16 protein-coding genes are annotated in these 22,746 nt (G+C 42.8%); 3 read left to right on the top strand and 13 right to left on the bottom strand.

Annotation, left to right across the window (positions count from 1 at the left end; translation table 11 throughout):
- Positions 1–43: 43 nt before the first annotated feature.
- The 4 genes from ilvA to ilvG form a co-directional block, all read right to left on the bottom strand.
- Entirely contained in the window at positions 44–1,597 is a 1,554-nt protein-coding gene (gene ilvA, locus L1266_RS17365) for a threonine ammonia-lyase, biosynthetic (protein WP_138601184.1), read from the bottom strand.
- 2 nt (positions 1,598–1,599) lie between these two features.
- Entirely contained in the window at positions 1,600–3,456 is a 1,857-nt protein-coding gene (gene ilvD, locus L1266_RS17360; protein ID WP_054554111.1) for a dihydroxy-acid dehydratase, read from the bottom strand.
- Between the two features lie 104 nt (positions 3,457–3,560).
- Positions 3,561–3,806 (bottom strand): acetolactate synthase 2 small subunit, encoded by a 246-nt coding sequence (gene ilvM / locus L1266_RS17355; RefSeq protein WP_054554110.1) that lies wholly within the window; start codon positions 3,804–3,806, stop codon positions 3,561–3,563.
- Complete coding sequence (ilvG, locus tag L1266_RS17350; protein ID WP_054554109.1) at positions 3,803–5,452, bottom strand: acetolactate synthase 2 catalytic subunit; 1,650 nt, start codon at positions 5,450–5,452, stop codon at positions 3,803–3,805. Before ilvG ends, ilvM begins: the two co-directional genes overlap by 4 nt.
- A 537-nt stretch (positions 5,453–5,989) precedes the next feature.
- On the opposite strand from ilvG, the gene L1266_RS17345 reads away from it, so the two are divergent.
- Positions 5,990–6,868 carry a TraB/GumN family protein gene (locus tag L1266_RS17345; RefSeq protein WP_235378001.1) on the top strand — a complete coding sequence of 293 codons (879 nt, stop codon included), beginning with the start codon at positions 5,990–5,992 and terminating at the stop codon, positions 6,866–6,868.
- A gap of 26 nt (positions 6,869–6,894) precedes the next feature.
- On the opposite strand, the gene modF is transcribed toward L1266_RS17345, so the two are convergent.
- On the bottom strand, positions 6,895–8,352 hold the full coding sequence (gene modF, locus L1266_RS17340) for a molybdate ABC transporter ATP-binding protein ModF (RefSeq protein ID WP_235378000.1): 1,458 nt from the start codon (positions 8,350–8,352) through the stop codon (positions 6,895–6,897).
- 129 nt (positions 8,353–8,481) lie between these two features.
- Here modF and L1266_RS17335 point away from each other — a divergent pair, with 129 nt between their 5' ends.
- Positions 8,482–9,105 carry a DUF4097 family beta strand repeat-containing protein gene (locus L1266_RS17335; protein WP_138601195.1) on the top strand — a complete coding sequence of 208 codons (624 nt, stop codon included), beginning with the start codon at positions 8,482–8,484 and terminating at the stop codon, positions 9,103–9,105.
- Positions 9,106–9,118: 13 nt separating this feature from the next.
- Here L1266_RS17335 and L1266_RS17330 read toward each other — a convergent pair whose 3' ends face one another.
- The 5 genes from L1266_RS17330 to L1266_RS17310 form a co-directional block, all read right to left on the bottom strand.
- Complete coding sequence (locus L1266_RS17330; protein WP_235377999.1) at positions 9,119–10,870, bottom strand: response regulator; 1,752 nt, start codon at positions 10,868–10,870, stop codon at positions 9,119–9,121.
- 99 nt (positions 10,871–10,969) lie between these two features.
- Positions 10,970–13,306, bottom strand: coding sequence for a fatty acid cis/trans isomerase (locus tag L1266_RS17325; RefSeq protein WP_235377998.1), 2,337 nt, complete (start codon positions 13,304–13,306; stop codon positions 10,970–10,972).
- Positions 13,303–13,683 carry a hypothetical protein gene (locus tag L1266_RS17320; RefSeq protein WP_054554103.1) on the bottom strand — a complete coding sequence of 127 codons (381 nt, stop codon included), beginning with the start codon at positions 13,681–13,683 and terminating at the stop codon, positions 13,303–13,305. Before L1266_RS17320 ends, L1266_RS17325 begins: the two co-directional genes overlap by 4 nt.
- A gap of 138 nt (positions 13,684–13,821) precedes the next feature.
- Positions 13,822–14,487: an SDR family oxidoreductase gene (locus L1266_RS17315; protein ID WP_235377997.1), complete on the bottom strand. Its 666-nt coding sequence runs from the start codon at positions 14,485–14,487 to the stop codon at positions 13,822–13,824.
- 113 nt (positions 14,488–14,600) lie between these two features.
- Entirely contained in the window at positions 14,601–15,395 is a 795-nt protein-coding gene (locus tag L1266_RS17310; RefSeq protein ID WP_138601202.1) for a VOC family protein, read from the bottom strand.
- Positions 15,396–15,625: 230 nt separating this feature from the next.
- Here L1266_RS17310 and L1266_RS17305 point away from each other — a divergent pair, with 230 nt between their 5' ends.
- On the top strand, positions 15,626–17,692 hold the full coding sequence (locus L1266_RS17305; protein WP_235377996.1) for a TonB-dependent receptor: 2,067 nt from the start codon (positions 15,626–15,628) through the stop codon (positions 17,690–17,692).
- Positions 17,693–17,757: 65 nt separating this feature from the next.
- Here L1266_RS17305 and L1266_RS17300 read toward each other — a convergent pair whose 3' ends face one another.
- From L1266_RS17300 to L1266_RS17290, 3 genes are all read right to left on the bottom strand, one after another.
- On the bottom strand, positions 17,758–18,474 hold the full coding sequence (locus L1266_RS17300) for a hypothetical protein (protein ID WP_235377995.1): 717 nt from the start codon (positions 18,472–18,474) through the stop codon (positions 17,758–17,760).
- A 71-nt stretch (positions 18,475–18,545) separates the two neighbouring features.
- A complete protein-coding gene (locus tag L1266_RS17295; protein WP_235377994.1) occupies positions 18,546–20,342 on the bottom strand; it encodes an alkaline phosphatase in 1,797 nt (598 codons plus the stop codon).
- A gap of 11 nt (positions 20,343–20,353) precedes the next feature.
- On the bottom strand, positions 20,354–21,943 hold the full coding sequence (locus L1266_RS17290) for an alkaline phosphatase (RefSeq protein WP_054554097.1): 1,590 nt from the start codon (positions 21,941–21,943) through the stop codon (positions 20,354–20,356).
- Positions 21,944–22,746 lie beyond the last annotated feature (803 nt).

The raw sequence follows: 22,746 nt of genomic DNA, 5'->3' as shown, positions 1-22,746 counted from the left end.
CAAAAAAACAAGGCTACTAATTAGCAGCCTTGATTATATTAAGCTACTGATTTGCCGCTTTAACCTCACTTAATTCTTGACCTTGGCTAGTTAAGAACTGGGTGAAACATGGATTGTTCGTTTCATCTTGAACGTTGTATCCCAAACGGTTCAAATGCTCATTGAATACCTCATAATCACTCGGTTCAATAGCAAAGGCCGCCAGCACATTACCAATCGCTCCACCATGATTACGATAATGGAATAAAGTGATATTCCAATTACTACCAAGGGTATCTAAGAATCGCGCCAGTGCGCCTGGGTATTCAGGAAACTCAAAGCGTAGTAAACGCTCATGAAGTTGAGCAGGCGCTTTACCACCCACCATATAACGAATATGCAATTTAGCCAGCTCGTTATCTGATAGATCGCAAAACGTGTAGTCGTTTTCTGTCAGTGCCGCTTTTAATTCATCAAGCTCTTGCTGCCCTTGCCTTAATGCAATACCAACAAAAATTTGTGCTTCGCCGGGGCCTGCGTAACGGTAATTAAACTCGGTGATAGCTCTGCCACCTAGTGAATTACAAAACTGCTTAAAGCTACCCTTTTCTTCTTTTATGGTCACAGCAAGGAGTGCTTCGTTCTTTTCACCAAGAGCAGTCCGCTCTGCAACATAACGTAAGCGGTCAAAGTTTAAGTTTGCACCCGATAAAATTGCAGCAACGTTTAAGCCTTTAACACCATTTTGTTGGCACCATTTTTTCAGCCCTGCTGTTGATAGCGCCCCTGAAGGTTCTGCTATCGCACGAGTCGAAACAAAGATATCTTGCATTGCGGCGCAGATTTCATCGCCCGTTACAGTGACCACTTCATCACAAAACTTTTGCGCTAAACGAAACGTTTCGGTGCCAATAACTTTTACGGCTACACCATCAGCAAAGCTGCCAACACGGTCAAGCTCAACGGGCTTGCCCGCTTCAAGCGCTGCTTTTAGGCAAGCACTCTCGTCAGCTTCAACACCAATGACTTTGATATCAGGACGTAACGACTTAATGTACACCGCCATGCCTGCAAGTAAACCACCACCGCCAACAGGAATAAAAACAGCATCGAGGTCGTTCAATTGCTGCATTAATTCACGGGCAACGGTACCTTGGCCAACAATCACATCAGGATCATCAAACGGTGGCACAAACACCCCGTTACGCTGCTCTGTCAGTTCTAAAGCATGGGCTTTTGCCGCATCAAAATGATGGCCGTGTAATACCACTTCACCACCGAGTGAACGTACTGCATTCACTTTAATTTCTGGTGTTGTAACTGGCATCACAATCGTTGCGTTATGCCCTAAAAATGAGGCACTGAGTGCAACCCCTTGCGCATGGTTACCCGCTGAGGCTGTGATCACATCAGACCCTTTTGGCAACTTGCTCAGTTTATGAAAAGCACCACGAAGCTTAAATGAATAAACCGGTTGTTGGTCTTCACGCTTTAACCACACATGGTTGCCTAACCGTGCACTAAGATCAGCCATTTCGCTGACCTCAGTGACTTTTGCAAGCGGCTCCATGTTCGCTTGGATGATAGCGCGAAAATAATCGAGCTCTTGAGAAACCATAATTAACTAAGCTCCTCAAGTTTTGCTAAATCGCGAACAGCTCCTTTGTCTGCACTGGTTGCAAGTAATGCATAGGCTTTAAGTGCAGATGAAACATAGCGGTCACGATCAAGTGGTTTATAAGCGTCTTTACCACGTGCAAGTTGCTTTTGTTTACGTGCTTCAAGCTCTTCATCTGACAGCGCTAAAGTGATTTCGCGGGTTGCAATATCAATTACTATTTTATCGCCATTTTCAACATAGGCGATTGCACCACCACTTGCTGCTTCTGGTGAAACGTGACCTATTGATAAACCCGATGTACCACCCGAGAAACGACCATCGGTGATAAGCGCACACTTTTCACCTAAGCCCATTGATTTTAAGTAACTCGTTGGATACAGCATTTCTTGCATGCCTGGGCCGCCTTTTGGTCCTTCGTAACGAATTACAACAACGTCACCGGCTTTCACTTCGCCGTTAAGAATACCCTCTACCGAATCATCTTGTGATTCGTATACAACCGCAGGGCCTTCAAAATGCAGCATTTCTTCAACTACGCCGGCACTTTTAACAATACAGCCATCAAGGGCTAAGTTACCTGATAGTACAGCTAAGCCACCATCTTGACGAAAGGCATTTTCAACACTGCGGATACAGCCGTTTTCACGGTCATTATCAAGTTCTGGCCAGCGGCATTCTTGGCTCATTGCTTTTGTAGTGCGGATACCTGCAGGGCCTGCTTTATAGAATTTTTGCGCTACTTCATTATTAGGATCGGTGGCATCCCATTTAGCCACCATTTCAGCCATACTGTGGCCTGCAACGTGATCAACAGATAAATCAACAAGGCCTGCTTTACCTAACTCACGGATAATTGCCATCATGCCACCAGCGCGATGCACATCTTCAATGTGATATTTATTGGTTGCGGGTGCCACTTTACAAAGGAAAGGAGTTTTACGGGAAAGCTCATCGATGTGCGACATGTCAAAATCGACACCCGCTTCTTGCGCGGCAGCTAATAAGTGTAAAACCGTATTTGATGAACCACCCATAGCAATATCAACTACCATTGCATTCATAAAGGCAGTGCGATTAGCAATAGCACGTGGTAATACTGCTGCATTATCTTTTTGATAATACTCACGGCATAAATCAACAATGCGCGCACCTGCTTCAACGTAAAGTTGTTTACGGTCTTTATGCGTAGCAAGTGTGGTACCGTTACCCGGCAGCGCTAAACCAATCGCTTCTAATAAGCAGTTCATTGAGTTGGCAGTAAACATACCCGAACACGAACCACAAGTAGGACACGCAGAGCGCTCTACTTTTTCAGAGTCTTCATCGCTTACTGTGGTATCAGCGCCTTTCACCATGGCATCCACTAAATCAAGTTTAATGTCGATATCAGCAAGGCGTGTTTTACCCGCTTCCATTGGACCACCTGATACGAAAATAACCGGAATATTTAAACGCAGTGCAGCTAGCATCATCCCTGGGGTGATTTTGTCGCAGTTAGAAATACAGATCATGGCATCAGCACAGTGTGCATTAACCATGTATTCCACTGAGTCAGCAATTAAGTCACGCGATGGTAGTGAATACAGCATGCCGCCGTGACCCATTGCGATACCATCGTCGATCGCAATAGTATTAAATTCTTTTGGTACACCACCGGCTTCGGTGATGGTTTCAGCCATCAGCTCACTAAGTTGGTTAAGGTGAACATGACCCGGTACAAACTGAGTATATGAGTTAACAACAGCGATAATTGGCTTACCGAAGTCTTTATCTGTCATCCCTGTTGCACGCCACAAAGCACGCGCCCCTGCACGTTTGCGACCTTCTGTTGTTGTTGCACTTCTTAATTTAGCCATAATTACCTCAGTTGTTGCAGTGGCATGCCACTGACTTCCTCATTCCTAATTTATTTCTCACTAAAGCATCACTCTGACTGCTCTAGTTACCTGTTGATTTTTTACTAGATTGCTTGTTGTTGAAATTGGTTTTCAACATTAACGTGTTTAACATCAACCAATTTATTCAATTGTGATGTTAGTAGATAAATTGGCTTATCGCTGTCTACCGTCATGGTGACGTGAAACGCTTCATCAGCCATTTCTAAATTCATGGTTGTTAGGTCAAAGCCGCGATGACGTGCAACGCGTAAAAAGCGCTCTACAGCGACACTTTGATTCTTTAGTGCAATCGTTAGGGTGTGTTTCATTTTACTGTCTCCGTCATCATTTCATCATTAGCTGCACCCGGTGGTACAAGCGGCCATACATTTTCTTTATCATCAATACAGGCATGCAGAATGTATGGACCTTCACTATTAACTAACGCATCAACCGCAGCATCGACTTCATCTGCTTTAGTGATGGTTTGACCTGGAATGCCAAACACCGCTGCTAACTGCACGAAATCAGGATTATCTGAAAGGTTTGTTTCAGAATAACGACCTTCAAAAAATAGCTGCTGCCATTGACGTACCATGCCTAAGCGCTGGTTATCTAAGATTAGAATTTTAACTGGCAGATTGTTACGGCGAATTGTAGCCAGTTCTTGAATGTTCATCATGATTGAGCCATCACCCGACACCGTGATCACAAAATCATTTGGACGAGCAACTTGAGCGCCGATAGCGGCCGGTAAACCAAAGCCCATGGTACCTGCACCACCACTACTTAAATGATTGCTTGGGTGGCTAAACTTCATGTGCTGCGCCACCCACATTTGGTGCTGACCCACATCACAGCACACAACACCCGTTGCTGGCATTTTTTGGCTTAGTTGGTTTAATAAATATGGGGCAAATACTTTCTCGCCTGGATAGTCATAACGCCATGCATGCTCTTTCATCATGCTTTCGATATGCGTTAACCATTCATCAGGTGTTACAAAACAATCAAGTTGCGGTAATGACGTTTTTAAATCTGCGACTAATGACGCTTTTGCAGGCTTACGCTTACCAACCTCTGCTGCGTCGATATCAAGGTGTATCACTTTTGCTTTTGCGGCAAACTTGCTTAAATTGCCAGTAACACGGTCGTCAAAACGGGCACCGATACAAACCAAAACATCACACTCTTGCACTGCTAAGTTAGCTGCTTTACCGCCATGCATACCTAGCATACCCAAATCATATTCATAATCAGGTAATACACTGCCTAACGCTTTCAACGTTGATACCGCAGGCATATGTGTTTTTTCTAAAAACTGCATAAGCTCGTTTTGTGCATCAGCAGCTTGTACACCACCACCGATATACGCCACAGGGCGCTGAGCTTCACTTAAGATTTGATTAGCTATTGCAACTTGGTTAGGGTCTAATTTTGGTAAATGATCTTCGGCAGCTAACCAAGGGTGGAATGGCACTTGTGCCATTTGGATGTCTTTCGGGATATCAACTAACACAGGACCTGGGCGGCCGCTTTGCGCTAAGTGGATGGCTTCTTGTAGGATTTCGGCTAAATCTTCTGCTCTTTCAACCATGTAACTATGTTTAGTACATGATAACGACATACCTAACACGTCCACTTCCTGAAAGGCGTCGGAGCCTATTGCGGCGGTAGGTACTTGCCCTGTGATGGCAAGTAACGGCACTGAATCCATCATTGCATCAGCAAGAGCGGTTATTAAGTTGGTTGCACCAGGGCCTGATGTTGCAAAACACACACCTAACTTACCTGTGCTGCGGGCAAACCCCACTGCTGCAAAACCCGCTCCTTGCTCATGACGCGTCAAATAATGTTTGACTGGCGCACCGTACAAGGCGTCGTAAATAGGCATGATGGCACCGCCTGGGTAACCAAAAACATCCTTAACGCCATGTTTGGCTAATAAATCGATTGTTAACTCTGCGCCTGTCATCGTAAATCCTCATTCCTCAGTGACATTGTGTATTTGCTGCGACTCAAACCTTAAAACAAAAAAGCCCCCCGGACTGTTAAGTGCGGGGGGCTTTTTAAATGCTTCACTTTTCTCTAAGCACTAACTAGCCCCCGCGGTAATAATAATCACCACGACGTTAATTAGAATTAGAGAAAGTTTGTTTGTAAGCATTTATCTGTAACCAAATTCTGTTCATTTGTAGCGGAAATCTAGCCATCCCGCTGTCTTTTTCTATTAGTACCGCGCTGGGGGCGTTAAGTCAACATAAAATTCAATTCAAAAAACAAGCAAAAAAACGACTTTATAGAAATAAATATCTAAACCTCACCATTAATAAGATTTATTTTTCGCTATTTGCTAAATATTGAAATTTCATACCTCTTTATCTGCCATTCTATGATTGATTAATTTTTGGCAATTAAATGTAATTTTTTCTGCTTAAAGCCGATTTAATTTAACGCCTCTTTAAAAAATTAGTTTAGTATTGAAAATAACCACGTAATGAAAAGGAAAGTTATGAAATTCGTCCAACGTATAAATGCCCTGTTTTTTATGGTGCTACTGCTTGGTTTTAGCCAACATGCACTTGCCGAGCCGGGATTATGGAAAGTAGAAAAGAACGGCGTTGCTTCATATTTATTTGGTACCGTACATGTGGGTGACAACAGCATGAAAGGCTTACCGAGCAAGGTAAAAAAAGCACTCGATAACTCAGATAAAGTCATTGTTGAGGTGGATATCAGCGCTATTTCACCGATGGAAATGCAGCGTCGCTCATTACCATTTATGATGCTGAAAAATGGCAAAACCTTACAATCAGAATTATCACCAGAAAACTATGCAAAACTGCAAAAGTACTTTGCGGATAAATCAATTGATATTGCGATGTTTAAGAACTTAGCACCGTGGGCGGTGATGGTCACCATGATGCAAATGGAGTTCCAAAGCGTTGGTTTTTCAGATCAATACGGCATAGACAAGCAAGTACTTGCTTATGCTCAAGAACATAAAATTTCTGTTGGTGAGCTAGAAACTCTTGAACGACAAATGGAAATGTTTGAGCACTTAGCAATCATGAATGACAAAATGATCGAAGAAACGTTCGACCAACTTGCAGATGTAGACACCTACTTTTTTGGCCTGATCAAGGCTTGGAAATCAGGAGACATGAAAACACTTACACAGTTTTATAACGAAAGCTTTGATGACTCTCAGTATGGTCAGCTAAGCGAGCAAGTGATGTTGATAGACCGTAACAACGATTGGGTTAATCAACTATCTACTCGCATCGGTAAAGAAAAGCTGTTCATTGCAGTGGGCGCTTTGCACTTACCAGAGCAACACGGCTTATTGAAGCAATTAACAGATAAGGGTTTTACCGTTACCCGTATCTAAATGATTTCAATCGTTTAAAAAGCGCCTTATGGCGCTTTTTTTGTGAAATCAGCCATCTCTAAATAATTGTTGATACCGACTATTTTGTCACTCGCGTGGTGATTAACATACACCACGGTGCTGGTGCCTGCAGCACAGATTTTTTCTATTAGTAATAACACGCGCTGCCTATTCGCTTCATCAAGACCTAAGCAAGGCTCATCAAGAATCAATAAGTTAGGGTGTTTAACCATAGCCCGAGCAATCAACAATAAGCGCTGATCACCAAAAGACAGTTGGCTGAATGAACTGCTTTGTTTATCACTTAAACCTAATAACGCTAACCACTTTTTGGCAATGGCAAGTTGCTTATCAGTGGCTTTTTGGTAAAGACCAATGCTGTCATAAAAGCCCGAAACAACCGTATTGAGTGCGGTGATACTCACTCGATAATCCATATGCAGCGCGTTAGAGATATAACCAATGTGTTGTTTAATTTGCCAAATACTCTCACCGCTGCCGCGCTGGTAGCCAAACACCTTGATATCGTTGTTGTAACACTGCGGGTTATCACCCGTGATAAGGTTCAGCAAACAGGTTTTACCTGAGCCATTTTTACCTGTTAACTGCCAATGTTCGCCTTGGTTAATTTGCCAGTTTAGTTTTTCAAATATAGCCTCGCCGCCATAACTGACTGATGCGTTGTTTAATCTTACCAGCATAGAGTCTGTGAGCGGAGGCGCTTGATGGTCAATATCTGCCTCAGGTATTTGTAGCTGAGTATGAGTAAGGTGCAATAGCTTAAGTAAATCATCGCGCTGCTCGGCTGTAGGCTTTGCTAATTGCTGAGCCACATGACCCTCTTTAACGTAGGCGTAATGATCCACAAAGTCAGGGATCTCAGTTAAGCGATTGAACACAAAAATAAGGGTCGTTGTTTTACTAAGCTCAGTGAGTAGCTGATTAAGTTCAGCCATTGCCGTAACATCTAAACCATCAAAAGGCTCATCAAGCACAAGTAAATCTGGTCGACCGATTATGGCTTGAATCAGCATTAGTTTGCGGGTTTCGCCGGTCGATAAATCGCGAAATGCCTTGCTAAGTTTGTCACTAAAATCAAATAGGCTTATTAATTGCTGTAGCAAATCACTATCAAGCTGTTGCTCGTCTCGACCTGCAATAATCAGCTCATAAACTGTACTCGTAGCCGTAACACCCTCAATAATATCATCTTGATCTTTAGTTAACTCGGCCGCGAGGAGCTGCTTTTGGCTGTCTGGCGATACCAATGCTATACGCTCAAAGCTATTCTCATACTGGCCTTGCTCTATTTTCGCAAAACCAGCAATGGCAGCGGCCACAGCCGATTTACCCGCCCCATTAGCGCCAAGTAAAACCCATTGCTGCAATGGCGATACATTGATATTGAGCTCATCTAAATAATAAACGTCATTGCCTTGGCCCTTCAGGCTGGCTCGAACATTAACCAACTGCACTTGTTGCACTTTGAATCCTCATTCTAAGTTACCGTTAGCTTGACGTTACCGCATTCGATAAAAAATTAAAAATCGTTTAAACCTTTTTTGAACACGGCTGCGACTAAGGTATAAAAGGTCATTAACAGGAATCAGACAATGAAAAAATTACTTTGTGTAGCAGCAATAGGCCTAGCACTTACAACAACATACGCAATGGCAAAAGACTCACGTGAGCTAAATCATAACTTTACAGTGAATGGCGCAAGCCAGCTTGATATTGATTTTCCGGTGGGCAGCTTAGAAGTCGAAAGTTATGACGGCAGTGAAGTCGTGGTTACGGTTCGCATTGAACCAAAAAATGACAATAGCTGGTTCAGCTCTGATGTTGACTTATCTGATATCGAATTAAGCCACTCGCAAAGTGCCAGCTCACTTAGCTTAAAATTAGATAACGATGACATTCAACAAAACTGGTATGTAAAAATGCCTAAATCAATGGCAATTGATGTTGAGCTAGGTGTAGGTGATATTGAAATTAACGACGCAAGTAATTCAGTTGAGATTGAGCTTGGTGTGGGCGCAGTAAGAATTGATAGTGCGCTTGACGATTACAGACGCATTGAACTGGATACCGGTGTGGGCGACACCAAGATTCGCGGCTTGAAAAAAGAGGCTAACACCAGCCGCAAAGTCGTTAGCTCTCACTCAAGCTACCGAGGCAATGGACTGCATGATATTGACGTTGAAGTAGGGGTTGGCGACATCAAAGTAACAAACTAATTTAACGCTTTGGTTATCCCTGTGAGCTCTCGGTAAATAAAATACTGAGAGCTTTTTGCACTGAATCTAGCGAGATCGGTTTGTATACATGTAGGTTAGCCCCAAGTTCATACACACGTTGTAAATCATCATTTGATGTATTGGCCGTCACCACCAAAATTGGCACCTGTTGCCCCTGCTCATTACGAATAATATCAATCGCTTTAAAGCCATCCATAACTGGCATATTCAAATCCATAAAGATTAAATCATACTGCTTATCTGACGCTTTATCTGTGGCGATTAAGCCATTTTCAGCGATATCAAAGCTGTAATTTAACTGCCCTAAAATACGACCTAATATAGTGGCATTCAACTGATTATCTTCCACAATTAAGCAGTGTAACTTATTGGGTAATAAAACCTCAGCGTCATCACCAGCGGCATTACTTAACTCTAAGCTGAGCACTACTTTAACACCTTGCGGTTGAGCACTTAAAAACTCAATATTCCCCTGCAAAGCTTTAACAATATGCACCACCCTCAACAAACCAGTTTTAAGGCCTTGAAAATGTTGCTCGCTATCATTTTCCAAGCTGAGTATATCGGTCGGTGGCTTTTCAAACCCTTTGCCGTTATCTTGCACTTCAATAATATAGTTTTGTTCGCCTTGGCTTCTTGCTGTGATCGCAATTCGACCTTGTTCAGCAGTAAACTTTACTGCATTGTTGATGAGTTCAGCCAAAACTTGCTGTAAACGAGCATGATCAGTGAGTACATCTTTGTTAAGAGATTCTGGAATATCGATACTAAGCAGAATATTCTTTTCGTCGCAAACATATTCAAATGGGGTGATCGCGTGTTTTAGAGTCGACTTTAAATTTCCACGACTCGGGTTTAATTGCCAATTTCCTGTTGTGAGCTGTTGTAAATCAACAAGTTCATCTAACATTGCGACTAATCTATTCACACAATAAACAGCTTGTTTTTTAGTTGCGAGCTGTTGTTCATTGATATCAAGCGCTTCAATAGAGGCTGTAAGGCCTTGTATTGGTGTTCGAAATTCATGACTTGCGCGAGCTATAAAGCGCTCTTTATTTTTGCTTATTTGCTCCGCATATTCTTTTTGAGTTTGATACTTATTAATTGTTTTAGCGATTAATGATTCCATTGGCTTAAAGACAAAAAATAGTTCAATCAATAACAACAGCAAAGCCGTTAACCAAAATATTAATTCAACTGTTGCAATAAATGTGACTTTTTTTACAGACTCTTGCTCAAGCAACTCAACAGCTACATCTAATTCATTTAATAAGACTTCAACTTGTTGAGTTTCGAAAACTGGCCCGTCAAAATCTGTGTAGTCGTCACGGCTATTTAATAACTTCTGTGCTTTGCTAACATAACGTTTAACACGCGCATCAAGATTAATTGGAGCGGCAAAGTAATGTGCCTCTAACTCCTGATTTAAATGACGAAACGTATTTGGACCATCGCGAGCAACCAAAAACTGGTGACCTGCAATAAACTGCTCAACGGTGTCTTGTAGCAGCTTGCGATGCTGTTGCTTTACAGGCAGAGACTTGTCATAAATTAATGCGTTACCATGCAAAGCAATCTTTTGAGAGAGCATTCGTTGCTTGCCAGCAATATTGATCACCTCGGCATCACCCTTTTGGATATACAACAAAGATTGAATCAAGGCCGCTGACAAGGATATTAGAAGCGCTATCGCTAATAACCCCCAGCGATATCTTTTACGGATATCAATAACTAGGTTTAACATGCATTTCTCTGATCTTTTTTATTTTATTCTAGTCTAAATTAAGCAGTAAAGCCCACTATTAAGTGGGCTTTATCAACAAACAAAGCAAGCACTTAAAGGTTACCTATTTTCGAGGCGGTTATAATCAAATAACCCAAATTCGACACCTCGGTACTCTTTAGCTACACGATGCAAAATATCGCTGTATTGCCAAAACTGAGGGTGCGTTCGACGAATCGCAAATTCGCTTTTCAGGTCTCTATATGCCGACTCATCAGTCACTTTAGCAAGCCCAGCTGCAAATGCAGCAACCTGTTGTTCGTTATGTAGATACCAAATTGCTTCTGGGTAATCACCAATAAACCCCGGTACAATTGTTACAGTATCTTCGTCATAAGCTCGCTGCCCTTCTTCATTCAATAAACTCGAAATATTGTAATGAGCATTGTGATGAATAAGAGTATAGGCTTTGTGCTGTTCATCGCCCTCTTTGACTAACACAAACGAAATTTGCGGCAGTAGATTAATTGCTTTGACAGGCAAATCATTTATTTGTGCAAGCGGTTCTGGCACTTTGGTGTAGTCATAACGAGGACTCAAAATTGGTTTGAGCTTCTCTTTAAGCATGTTATACAGCTCAGACTGCTGATCTGCTGTTTTGAATTCAATGCCAGTAGGTTGACTAAATGACAGTTCATCTTCAAAGAAACTGGTTAAACTAGGTGGCGATTTACGATACCACTGAGCTTTAACTTCTTTGCGTTTAGCTTCTGGTAATAACGCCAGATAATTCGCTTCGCCTTCTAAGCGTAAAAAGTCCATATACAAACGAGTTAAAAGCTGATGACCTATATTGCCGTACACATCAAACCCCGCCACCAGCAGGTAATGAATACGCTCAAATAAGGCATAATCGAGTATCCAAGCAGTCTTTGGTTGCTGGCCTATCCAACCTTTTACAACCGTTGCACTATCGAAATGACGGAACACCGTCAGCGCTGCATTTTGGTTATGACCATCACCTTGCCAAAGTAAATCGGTGGTAAGGTGCTGACCGTTCTCAAACATCTTATTTGCCAGTGCAACTTTTGCTGATAAGTATTTGTTTTGGCGTTTTGAGTACTTTACCCAACTAGAAATCGGTAAAGCGTTACTTTCTTCTTCTGCTGGTAAAGCTAGCGCATCTTCATGTTGTAACAACATTTCACCGACTTTAGGTGTCGCCGCCATTTCAGGCTTAGCAAAACCAACCCAAAACTGATCGTTAATCACGTTTAACGCGATTTGACCACGACAAACAGGACCTTTAATAAAGCCCATGATTATCAGCTCTGCTTCATCAAGCATAAATTGATAACGCGAGTTTACTGGAATTGCTGCAAAAGCTTTAAACGGATTTGATGCTACTTCAGGCTTATAGCTTGGCAATTTATTTACTTGATAATCAGCTTCAATAAATTGCGAATGTAAGCGGGCAAGTTTTTCATCATTTAATGCTAAAGGTAAATGTGTTTTAGCTAAAATAGTCGAGCGGTCATGCATTAAACGATAGTAAACTCGTTCAACTTTAGGGTCTTCATAAGGGCGACGCGTGCTAATATGCTTGATCTCTTCTCCCGGCGGAGTCGAAGAGCGAACTAGTTTAAAGTAGCTGTGTTTATCGCCATGCTCAGGAAAATAAATATGCGCTAAGTACCAGTGCTCGTAAATATAACGAGCAGCTAGTTGATGCTTTAAACCATCTTGATTTAAGAAAGCTTCCCAGCGCTCCACTTGCTTAAGTACGCCTTTTTCAGGGGGCTCAATATGAGCAAGATATCCGCCTTTTCTGAGCCATTTAGCAAGGTGCTGAAACTCTTCGCTTGAGATCCCCGGTAAACCATATGGCATACCACTGTGTGGATTATCTTTAGCAAATGAATCAAACTCATTCATTGTGGTGCATGTTTGTTCACGATCGAGTGAAAAATCAAACTCATCGCCTAAAATAGCTTGCTTAGGCAGAGGGCTGCTTTGCTTAAGCACCAAAGAGTTATAAAGCACGCTACCCGCTAGGTTCGCTTCTTCGGTTTGTACTCGCTCGTTAAGCACTGGCGTAAAGCCTTTTTCACGCCACTGAGCTGTGGTTGTAGCATCAAATAGTAAACGACTTGGCTCTTGTGCAAGCAAACGTGTGCCATCATAGACACGCTCTTTACTTAAACCTCGGTCAATTCCTTCCACAGAAGATAACTTAAGCTGACAAGGTGCATCATAACAGCCGTGACAAACCACACAACGAGTGTCAAGAATAGGTTTTACGTCACTTAAAAACTCGGCGCCTTCAAGTGTTGATGCAGCAACAACACGCTCTCTAGGTTGCTCTTCACCAAACAATTCATCGTAATGAGCAGCGCCTAAATATGCACAGCCACTTAAAAGAATAAGGCCGAATACGGTCGTGAGGGTTTTTCTCATCCTTCCTCCTCGATATCTTCAACGTCATCACCTAAATCGAAGGTTGGCATCATATCTACTTGCGGCGACACAAAAGTTTGATCATTGTCACAGCTAAGCATTGCGCTCAATAATGGCCCGCGAACTAAAGTTAACTGCGCGTCGTGCTCACTATTAATCAATACTTGATAATCATCATTTAACGCTTCAAGACGATATTCATTAATAGCAATAGCGACACTGCTATCAGCAGCTGGGTTTTGACAAAGCTGCGCGAGTAACTCTTCGCTTAACGTTACATGTAATAATAGATCTGGAGATTCAATATCGCGGCTATGAAGGTTTTCATCGAAATAAAAAAGAGGAAGGGTTAATTCGCTATTTTGCTCTAATTCCATGTGCTGTTCTCTACATCAAAATGACTTTTAATTGTACGAGTATAGCAAACTATAAGTTCAAAAATTAGCGAAACTTATCAGCAGTTAGCAGCTTTTTAGCTACTAACTAACCGAGTTATAAAAACAGTGAAAAAAGTATTACCAAGGTAGCGTTTCACCATTTGAATGCCAAAACCCACCTGTGTTGCTTAGGTTTAGTTCATCAATACGTTTGATGAGACGCTCTGCTGCAGTTTCAGGGCTGATATCGCCAGCAAAATTAACCATTTGCGTTTGTACAAAGCCTGGGTGAAATAAGCCAACAGCAATTTTTTTATCTTTTAACTCATAGGCTAAACTAACACTCGCGGCATTAAGGGCCGCCTTTGACATGCGATAACCAATGTAACCGCCCGAGCCGTTATCAGCAATTGAGCCCATGCGCGATGTGATCATCGCCACTTTAGCATCAATGCCTAAACTTTGCTGTAATGCATGCGTAATACGAATAGGCGCGATACTGTTCACGCTAATTTGCTTTTCGATGGCAGCAAAGTCCATATCAGCGAATGTTTCGTTGTGAAAAATACCGGCGTTATTAACCAAAATATCAATTTTGTCGCCGTGTAAGTAATTGGCAAGTGTTGCAACGTCATCGGCATCAGCCACATCAATGTCGCTAATAATTTTCACATCGAGTGCTTGAAGTTCTTCGCTTGGGGTGCGAACCACCGCGGTAACACGGTAACCTTTGGCTGAATATTGTTTACATAAATTAAGACCAATCCCTTTATTGGCCCCTGTAACCACCACATGCTTAGTCATCAATCTGCTCCTTAGTTGGGGGATTTATACCTAAACCACCTCAAGGTGCGAGTTTCTGCATCTTGATGAGGCTTAGGTGTATACTTTGGGACAGATTGGCAAAAACCAAGAGCTTAAGTTAATTCATCAATGGTTGACTTAAGAATAGAAAAAACGGCCCCTTGTGGGTCGGTAATCACACTAAAACGTCCAACATCTGGAATGTCTGTTGCTGGCACACAAATAGCGCCATTAAGCTGCGTTGCTTTGGCAACCGCCTGATCGCAATCTGCTACCGCAAAATACGGCATCCAATGCGGTGGAATATCATCTGGCCATTCATCGGTCATTTCGAGCATGCCTGCTATCGGTTGCTCATCAATAGTGAATAAGGTGTAGTCCATACCTTCCATGGGTTTCACCTCAAACTGCCATCCGAATAACTGACAATAAAAGTCGCGACTTTTTTGCATGTCTTTCGACACAAGCTCAAACCAATAAGGTAGGTTAAGCTCTTGCACTCTTTTAGCCCCGATATGCTCACCCGCTTGCCACAAGGCAAATGTTGCGCCGCCAGGTTCTTGCAGCATCACCATGCGACCCGCTGTCATGACATCATGTGGCCCTGCCAAAACCGTTGCCCCCAATGATTTTGCCAGCTCAGTGCTTTGGTCAACGTCATCAACAGCAATATATAATAACCAATGGGTTGGCATCTCACTCATACTTGCTGGCAGTTGATACATAGCGGCAATATCATCACCTTGCTTTTGCAGCATGGTGTAATACATGTCTTCACCTATTGGCTGATCATCAAAACCCCAGTCAAAAAGTTGCGTGTAAAATTGCTTTGCAGCTTGCCAGTCTTTTGCGCATAACTCGGCCCAACAGAAAGTACCCGCTGGGTGTTTTGTATTTATTTTTGTCATGGCTGTTCCTCCTTCATTAACGGTAATCAACAAGCGGCTTTTTTGCCAATTATTTTTAAATTAATTAAATAACCGTTTAGAAAAATTAAATAATCATTATCAGTCACTTACAGAAAAACCAAAGTAAACCAAGTTTTTATAGCCTTTACACAATATTGATTGCGGCAATAAACACATGTATAAATACGAACAATTTTTAATAACAATTATATAGCGATTTAATGATGTCAATGAAATTTGCGCTTCCTTTTTTACTTACTCCTATCGCTGCGTTAGCAAATCAGGCTCAAGATATTGAGCGTATTACTGTTTCTACAACGCGTAGTACTGCACCTGTTAGTACTGTACCTGCAACTATCAGCGTTATTACCAGTGAAGACATTGCTGAGCAACTTGCTCACACTCAAGATCTATCGCAAATTTTAGGTAATTTATTACCGAGCTTTTCACCAAGTCGTCAAAAAATGACCAGTGCAGGTGAAACACTACGTGGCCGTGAACCGCTATACATGATTGATGGTGTACCTCAGTCGAACCCGTTGCGTAATGGTTCTCGTGACGGCAATACAATTGATCCTGCTATGATCGAACGCATCGAAGTGATCAGTGGTGCTAATGCAATCCAAGGCATGGGCGCAAGCGGCGGTATTATTAATATCATCACAAAATCAGCAGGCGATTTTAATCACCAAATGAGCGCGGGGTTTAGCACTCCGACAGACGGTGGCAGCGACAGCCAAAGCTATAAAGCCAGCTACTTATTCAGCCAACAGCTAGATGATATTAGCTTTATTGGTGGTGTATCGGCTCGTAGTACAGGTATGTATCGCGATGGTAACGGAGACTTTGTTGGGTTAGATGGCACACAAGGTGATACGCAAGACTCAACCAGCCTAGACCTATTTTTAAAAGTTAAATATCAGCTTGATAATGAACAAAGTATTCAAGCGATGCTGAATCACTACAAAATTGAGGGTAATGAAGATTTTGTTGCTATTAATGGTGACCCAACAACAGGCCTTGCCACATCAGCTGAAAAAGGCGATATAGAAGGTGATGCACCACGCAACCGTGTAACAACTTTCACCCTTGATTACAACCACACGAATATCGCTGGCGGCAACCTTGCAGTTCAGTTATTCACGCAAGATTTTGCGGCAATGTATGGCGGCGGTACATTTGGCACTTTCCAAGATCCTGAATTTGGTGAAAACCTTTACGACCAATCTCAAAACAAGTCACAAAAGTTTGGAAGTCGCGTTACTTATAATAAAGATAACCTATTAAGCAGCCAGTTTGATATTGCGACCGGTATCGATTTACTTTCTGACGAAACATACCAAGAGCTTGCGCAAACAGGTCGTCATTGGGTGCCAAAAACCAAGTTTAATAACATCGCACCATTCGCTCAGCTACGTTATGACGGCTTAGAAGATTGGACTTTCAATGCCGGTGTTCGTTACGAGTACGGCAAATTAAAAGTAGATGACTTTACTACCCTAGCATCTTACAACAGCAGCTTTGTAGAAGGCGGTGAGCCAAGCTTTAACGAATTATTAGAGAACTTAGGTGTTGTCTACCAAGTGACTGATGACCTTCGTTTCTACGCAAGCTACAGCGAAGGCTTTAGCATGGCCGATGTGGGGCGTGTACTGCGTGGTATAAACCAAGCTGGCTTATCGGTTGAAAGTTTCTTAAACCTAGAACCTGTGATTTCTGATAACCGCGAATTAGGTTTTGAATATGCAAGCGATAGCTTCAACATTAAAGCCAGCTACTTTGAATCTGACTCAGACTTAGGCTCTCGTTTACAAGCTGATGCTGATGGTATTTACAGTGTAAAACGTGAACGCACTGAGATCTCAGGTTTTGAAGCCAATGCACAGTATTACCTAACTAACAGCACAACATTCGGTGCAAGTTACGCTGATACAGAAGGCCAATATGACGGTGATGGCGACAATAAAGTAGAGAGCGACTTAGGCGGCAGCAATATTTCACCGACACGGTTAAACCTTCACTGGCAGCAACAATGGCCAGCAAGTTTGTCTAGCCGCTTACAAGTTAATAAAGTGTTTGACCGCGACTTTAATACTGGTGAAGAATTTGACGGCTACACAACCGTTGATTTATCAGTGCAATATCAAAGTGCTGAGTATGGTGTATTTAGCCTAGGTATCGATAACCTGCTAGATAAGTACTACATCACTTATTATGGGCAAACAAACCCATCGGCAACTCGCTATTTTGCAGGCACTGGCCGTACTGTAAATCTATCTTGGAACTATGCATTTTAGGTTTAAGCTAAGTAATTAAACAATAAAAAAGGCACCTTGGTGCCTTTTTTTGTGGTTGGTACTAATTAGTGATGATGGCCATGCTCACCTTTGAGCTGATTACCTTGCGCATCATAAAATCCACTTGCACCATGCTCAACAAACCCTAAGTTGATCATTTTAGCTAAAAACGGATCGCTTTCATTATCACCGATATCTGCGTAATCGGTCGTTTGATAGTTATCCCATTTCGCAAACTCTGCCTCAACCTTTTGCTGGTTGTGATGATTGGCTGTTAAAGCAATTTCACGGCTATAAGTGGGTGTTGAAATACGAATTGCTTTGAGTAACTTTTGATTGGCAAGCCAGCTTAGCTCTATTTTGCTCTCACCCTGCTGTTGTGTGTAATACTCTGTTAGCTCACAGCCTTCACCCGTGCTTTTTTGGTGCGTCATTGAGGTTAAAAACTTATCGCTTACTAGCTGATATTTGCTACTCCAATCTTGTTCACCTTGCACTTCCGATGGTTGATACTCAATACCACGCTGGGCATGCTGAAAATAACGAATTGGGCGAATTTGTTGATTGCGCAACTGTTGCCATAATTCAATAAACTGTGGATTCTGCTTAGCCACCTGGTGAGGCGTACGCCAAAGGGTAAAGGTGTTTTCAGTATGCTGCTTATTAGCAACTATATCTGTTGTGACCGTATAGTCTGCTTGCGTAAAACCGGTGTTCATATCGCATTGCCCTGCAACAGCTAGTGGGCTAAGTAATGAGGCAAGTAAGATGACTGCTTTCACGGGATTCTCTTTTGTCTGGTTTACTTTATAACTAATTGAGTAAGGGAGGCTCAGAGCCTCCCAAGAACTCATTACTGTGCTAATTTAGCATCGGCTTGTTTAACAAGGTCAGCGGCATAATCCATAACATGGAAGATAAGGCTTTGCTCATTAGTGCCTGTTACTAAATGTGCACCTGGGCCTACTGCATACACACCCACATCTTCTGCTGCGTGTGTTTCAGAGCCTAGTGGTACAACGGCTTCTTGGTGGAAACCTGGTGTTGTTGTGTCAACATCAGTTAAATCAACACGACCCGTTACCGGCGCAAAGTTATAACCTGCATCAGCATCAGTCTCATCACCTAAGTCGCGGAAACCGCCACCATTGGTATAACCAACCGTTGTGTATGGCATGTTATCTGCTGCAAGTGATGGTTCATCACTACCCACAGGTACCACTTTACCTAAGATTGGGTTACCGCGTTTTGGGTAGCCTGCAATGGTAAATACGTGGCTGTGGTCAGCTGTTACTATGATTAAAGTGTCTTCGATGCTGGTTTTATCAAGAGCAACTTGGACTGCTTTTGAAAGCTCAACTGTATCGCTTAGTGCATTGTAAGCATTACCAGCGTGGTGACCGTGGTCAATACGGCCAGCTTCAACTGTTAGCATGAAACCATTGGCGTTGTTATCTAAAACATCAATTGCTTTTGCTGTCATTTCAGCAAGTGAAGGCTCGCCAGCTACATCATTTGCGCGATCTGCTTCGTATTGCATATGTGATTCATTGAATAAACCAAATACGCGCTCTGTTGACTCAGCATCGATTGCATCAAAACCAGCTTGGTCCATCACATATTGACCTGCTGGGTATTTAGCTTTCCATTCAGCTGTTAGGTCGCGACCATCTGTACGGTCACCTTCTACTGAACTAACAGCATCAGCAGAATTAAACGCTGCGTCTTTCGGTAAGAAATGACGACGACCACCGCCCATGACAACTTCTAAACCATCAACATCTAGGCCTTCGTAGCGTGCTTCTAGGTTTGCTTCAAAGTTAACTAACTGCGATGCAATATCTTCACAGCCAGCGGTTACTGCCGCTTCTGGCATGTCTGATACGTCTTCCCAGTTACGGTCAGCCGATTTTGCATAGGTTGCTGCAGGCGTTGCGTGAGTGATACGCGCTGTCGAAACAATACCAGTCGACTTACCGGCGATCTCAGCAAGCTCAGTGGCTGTGACTAGTTCATTACCTGCAACCGTTGCACAGTTACCACGTTCGATGTCTTCATCAACACCGATAACCCCTGCATCCGTTTTTACGCCCGATGCCATTGCTGTCATCGTACCCGCAGAATCTGGTGTTTGCGCATCAACATTATAGGTTTTAGCAAACCCTGAGAATGGTAGTGTTTCAAAGCTTAGTTGATGTTCTTCTCCTAGCTTACCCTCTAGTTGACCGGCCATAATACGTGCTGCTGTGACAGTTGAAATACCCATGCCGTCACCAACAAACAGAATCACGTTTTTCGCTTTACCTGACTCTTTTACAACGGCAGCAATGTTTTCTTCGCTACTAGCGACTTTAACTTGTGCTGACTTGAACCATTCATTATCAGTCAACGGCGCTAATTGCGATGCCGTTAACGACGTTGCTGGTGCATTACATTCAACGCTTGTATCCGTTACTTCTGCTGAGTCTAGCTCACCGTTATCGTTGCTATCTTCACCGGTAAGGGTTTCTGTACCACCGTTTACGCACTGCTCAGAGCCAACAGCTAATGTATTTTCAATGGTTAATGTTTTTGGTGAGTTGTCATCGTCATCAGAACAACCCGCTAATGCCACTACTACAGCAAGAGAAATTAAATTTAGTTTTTTCATCGTCGTCGCCATTATTCTTCAATTAGTTCTAGAGCTTGGTTAATGATGTGGAAAATTACGTTTTGCTCCACAACGCCTTGTGCTAGTTGCGCACCTGGACCTTTTGCATGCAGTGAAATATCTTCACCTGCATGAGTCTCTGAACTTAGTGGCACAGTGGCTTCTTGGTGATAACCAGGAGTAGTCGTATCAACACCCGTTAAATCAACACGGCCTGCAAATGCCGCTTCGCTATAAGATGCATCAGCGTCGGTTTCATCGCCTAAATCGCGAAAACCTAAACCATTAGCATAACCAACTGTGGTGTAAGGCATACCATCTGCCGCAAGGCTTGGCTCTTCGCTACCAATAGCAACTACTTGACCTAAGATTGGATTACCACGCTTTGGGTAGCCCGCGATAGTGAATACATGGCTGTGGTCGGCAGTAACAAGAATAAGAGTTTCTTCTGGGTTGGTGTTCTCAACTGCTGTTTGCACTGCTTTGGCAAATTCAACGGTATCGTTTAACGCGTTATAAGCATTGCCCGCATGGTGGCCATGGTCGATACGGCCTGATTCAACCGTTAAGAAAAAGCCTTTTTCATTGCTCTTTAAGATATCAATTGCTTTACCTGTCATTTCAGATAATGACGGTTCACCCGCTACATCGTTAGCGCGATCTGCTTCGTATTGCATGTGTGATTCGTTAAATAATGCAAATACACGTTTGCTGTCAGCATTTAGTGTATCGAAGCCTGCTTGGTCCATGACGTACTTACCATCAGGGTACATTTCTTGCCACTCAGCCGTTAGGTCACGCTCATCCGTACGGTCACCTTCTACTTCGCTCACTGCATCAGTTGAGTTAAACGTTGCGTCTTTTGGTAAGAAGTGACGACGACCACCGCCCATCACAACTTCAAGACCATCTACGTCAGTCCCTACGAAGCGTGCTTCTAGGTTTTTCTCAAAATTTACAAGTTGTGAGGCAATATCTTCACAACCGGCTTCTACAGCATCAGCCGGCATATCTGATACGTCTTCCCAGTTACGGTCAGCTGATTTTGCATAGGTTGCAGCCGGTGTTGCGTGAGTAATACGCGCCGTAGAGATAACACCTGTTGCTAGACCTTTAATTTCTGCCAGTTCTGTTGCGGTAATTAACTCGTTACCAGCAACAGTTGCACACTCGCCACGTTCGATATTTTCGTTAACACCAATTACACCTACATCGGTTTTAACACCTGAAATAATTGCTGTCATTGTGCCCGCTGAGTCAGGGGTTTGCGCATCAACGTTATAGGTTTTGATTTGCGCTGAGTATGGAAATTCTTCAAAGCTTAGTAAGCCTTCTTCGCCTGACTTGCCTTCCATTTGTCCCGCCATGATACGAGATGCAGTCAGCGTTGAGATACCCATACCATCGCCAACAAATAAAATGACATTTTTAGCTTTAAACGTTTGCTCAGCCTGAGCCGCCGCCTCTTTTTCCGTTAATTTTGTTTCAGCGGCACTATACCAATCATTTTGTTTTTGACTGTCTGGTAACACACCTGCATTGGCTGTCGCTGACAATGCCAACGTTAAACCAATTGCAGTAGCAATTTTATTAATTTTCATCGTTACGTTCCGTTAGTACGTTATTTTAAGAATTTGAGTGCTAACTAAACTGCACTTGGATAATTAGCGCAGCCATACTAAGAAGGCATTGTTACTAAAAAAGTGACTTTTCATGACGAAATGATGAAACCAAAACGACTTTAGATATAAGTAAGTAATTAGTTTTAGGGGAAATAATAGGGTTAACTGCTAGGTGTGAGTTAGCGAGGGTAAAGGCTCTAGGTTATAGGTCAAGCATAACCTTGGGAGTTTTTTATGATGGTTGGGTTTACCAAAGAAAAGGTTTACATGGATTATGTTGGGTTTCGCTGCGCTCAAACCAACCTATCCGAAGAATGAACAGGCCGAATGCTGAGTGAGATACCACACAAAACAACTCCACCAATCTAATCTGACGTCTGAAAGCTGATAGCACTGTTTACGTTGGGTTTCGCTCCGCTCAAACCAACCTACCGAAGAATGAACAGGCCGAATGCTGAGCGAGACACCACACTAAACAACCCCACCAATCTAATCTGACGTCTGAAAGCTGATAGCACTGTTTACGTTGGGTTTCGCTCCGCTCAAACCAACCTACCTGAAGAATAAACTGATCGAATGCTGAGTGATACACAGAAGTAAACAACCCTCTCGATCTAATCTGACGTCTGAAAGCTGACAGCTGATAGCTGATAGCTTTTTCACCCATAAAAAAACCCGAGACTAAGCTCGGGTTTTTCTTAATGCTTAATGCATCACTATAGTTGATTACTCAACGATAGTTGCAACAACACCAGCACCAACTGTACGGCCACCTTCACGGA

Origin of the sequence: Pseudoalteromonas sp. Cn5-37, from assembly GCF_021532495.1 — a bacterium.
GTDB classification, from domain to species: Bacteria; Pseudomonadota; Gammaproteobacteria; order Enterobacterales; family Alteromonadaceae; genus Pseudoalteromonas; species Pseudoalteromonas simplex.
This window is presented reverse-complemented; position numbering and strand designations above follow the sequence as displayed.

What these genes read in the sequence shown, in the direction of transcription:
- ilvA (WP_138601184.1), bottom strand. Translation starts at nt 1,597, where the DNA reads ATGGTTTCTCAAGAGCTCGATTATTTTCGCGCTATCATCCAAGCGAAC.
- ilvD (WP_054554111.1), bottom strand. Translation starts at nt 3,456, where the DNA reads ATGGCTAAATTAAGAAGTGCAACAACAACAGAAGGTCGCAAACGTGCA.
- ilvM (WP_054554110.1), bottom strand. Translation starts at nt 3,806, where the DNA reads ATGAAACACACCCTAACGATTGCACTAAAGAATCAAAGTGTCGCTGTA.
- ilvG (WP_054554109.1), bottom strand. Translation starts at nt 5,452, where the DNA reads ATGACAGGCGCAGAGTTAACAATCGATTTATTAGCCAAACATGGCGTT.
- L1266_RS17345 (WP_235378001.1), top strand. Translation starts at nt 5,990, where the DNA reads ATGAAATTCGTCCAACGTATAAATGCCCTGTTTTTTATGGTGCTACTG.
- L1266_RS17335 (WP_138601195.1), top strand. Translation starts at nt 8,482, where the DNA reads ATGAAAAAATTACTTTGTGTAGCAGCAATAGGCCTAGCACTTACAACA.
- L1266_RS17330 (WP_235377999.1), bottom strand. Translation starts at nt 10,870, where the DNA reads ATGTTAAACCTAGTTATTGATATCCGTAAAAGATATCGCTGGGGGTTA.
- L1266_RS17325 (WP_235377998.1), bottom strand. Translation starts at nt 13,306, where the DNA reads ATGAGAAAAACCCTCACGACCGTATTCGGCCTTATTCTTTTAAGTGGC.
- L1266_RS17320 (WP_054554103.1), bottom strand. Translation starts at nt 13,683, where the DNA reads ATGGAATTAGAGCAAAATAGCGAATTAACCCTTCCTCTTTTTTATTTC.
- L1266_RS17315 (WP_235377997.1), bottom strand. Translation starts at nt 14,487, where the DNA reads ATGACTAAGCATGTGGTGGTTACAGGGGCCAATAAAGGGATTGGTCTT.
- L1266_RS17310 (WP_138601202.1), bottom strand. Translation starts at nt 15,395, where the DNA reads ATGACAAAAATAAATACAAAACACCCAGCGGGTACTTTCTGTTGGGCC.
- L1266_RS17305 (WP_235377996.1), top strand. Translation starts at nt 15,626, where the DNA reads ATGAAATTTGCGCTTCCTTTTTTACTTACTCCTATCGCTGCGTTAGCA.
- L1266_RS17295 (WP_235377994.1), bottom strand. Translation starts at nt 20,342, where the DNA reads ATGAAAAAACTAAATTTAATTTCTCTTGCTGTAGTAGTGGCATTAGCG.
- L1266_RS17290 (WP_054554097.1), bottom strand. Translation starts at nt 21,943, where the DNA reads ATGAAAATTAATAAAATTGCTACTGCAATTGGTTTAACGTTGGCATTG.